This window comes from Methanobrevibacter sp., from assembly GCF_045577275.1.
Taxonomy (GTDB): Archaea; Methanobacteriota; Methanobacteria; order Methanobacteriales; family Methanobacteriaceae; genus Methanobrevibacter.
In genome coordinates, this window is the sequence record NZ_JAZNIB010000120.1 from 1 (window position 1) to 1744 (window position 1744).

Annotated in this window: 1 protein-coding gene; it reads left to right on the forward strand. The window is 31.2% G+C overall.

Translation table 11 applies throughout. From position 1 onward, the window contains the following. The first annotated feature begins 153 nt into the window (after positions 1 to 153). Positions 154 to 1614, forward strand: a complete 1461-nt coding sequence (locus tag ACKI67_RS03870) for a sodium-dependent transporter (RefSeq protein WP_407462072.1) — start codon at positions 154 to 156, stop codon at positions 1612 to 1614. Positions 1615 to 1744: the final 130 nt, after the last annotated feature.

The window sequence follows — 1744 nt, forward strand, 5'->3', positions numbered from 1 at the left end:
GAATTTAATATTCATTAATTATATTTTAACAATTTATATTTATTTAGAATTATATACAAATTTATTTTTTTGAATTATGATAATATTCAATTGGTTAAGTTTTTATATTTTTACCAATAAAAATATAGATAACAATTAATAGGATTCAATATTATGAGCGAACATTTACAATGGGATAGTGCCCTTTCATTTATATTTGCTATGATTGGTGCAGCAGTTGGGCTTGGAAACATTTGGCGATTTAGTTATGTATTATATTCCAACGGTGGAGGATCATTCTTCATTCCTTATTTCTGTGCTATAGCAATTATGGGAATTCCATTTTTGATTCTTGAATATGGTATTGGATTCAGTTTTAAAGACTCTTTTTCAAAGATTTTAAATAAGATAGACAAGCGATTCGAGTATGTTGCTTGGATGCTGGTCTTATTTGCTTTTATTGTAACAATCTATTATCTTGTAATCCTTAGTTGGGATATGGTATATTTCCTATCAAGCTTTACATTCAGTTGGGGTTCAGATACCATAGGTTTCTTTACAAATACCGTTGGAGGAGGTTCCGATTTTGCAAATGCAGGAGTCTTGCTCATATATACAACAATCTGTGTTGTTCTCCTATGGATTGCTCTATGGTTCATTTCACATAAGGATGTTGATGAAGGTATAGGTAGGGTCTCCAAAATCTTAATTCCTGCCCTCTTTATCATGATGGCAATCATTGTAGTCTATGCAATCACTCTTCCAGGGCATATGATAGGTATTGACGCCTTGCTTAGACCTAATTGGAAAATGCTTTTGGATATTAACATTTGGCTTGCTGCATGTGGTCAAATCATCTTTTCCTTGAGTATGGGTCAGGCTATTGCACTTACATATGCAAGCTATTTGCCTGAAAATTCAAGATTGACTGATAATGTATTGGTTGTAGTTGCAGCAAATTCATTCTTTGAGATATTCACTGCATTTGGAGTATTCTCAATTCTCGGATTCATGGCATTGCATTCCGGTATGGCAATGAGCAAATTGGTTTCAGAAGGTACCAGTCTTGTATTTGTAGTATTCCCAATGATCTTTAATATCATGGGTCCTGTTGGAAGGGTATTGGCTCCACTATTTTTCCTTGCAATATTGTTTGCAGGAATCACATCCGCTTTAGGATTCTTTGAACCGATGCTGTCTTCTACAAGTTCCAAATTCAATTTCAGCCGTTCCAAAACAGCTACCATCTTATCAATTATTGGATGTTGCTTCTCAATTCTATTGACAACTGGAATCAGCAGTTATTTGATTGGAATCATTGATACCTTTGTAAATCAGTTCGGTATTTTGCTTTTGATTGCTGTTCAATGTGTAATATTCGCTTGGTTCTATAACTTGGATAATATTATTCCTATATTAAATGAACATGGACATTTGAAGGTAGGTAAAACATGGAAATTCATCATCAAATACCTATTGCCAATATTAATATTTGCAATCTGGATTTATGGAATATATGACTTATTCATGAGTTCAGCACTCTTTGAGATAATTGTTGACGTTATCATTATTGTTGGAGTATTGGTTTCCAGTATTGTTTTAACTAGAATCAAACCAAAAAATAATGAAAACTAATCTTTTTTATTTTTTATCTATTAATACTATTTTTTTTTAATGAAAACTAATCTTTTTTATTTTTTATCTATTAATACTATTTTTTTTTAATGAAAACTAATCTTTTTTATTTTTTATCTGTTTATACTAT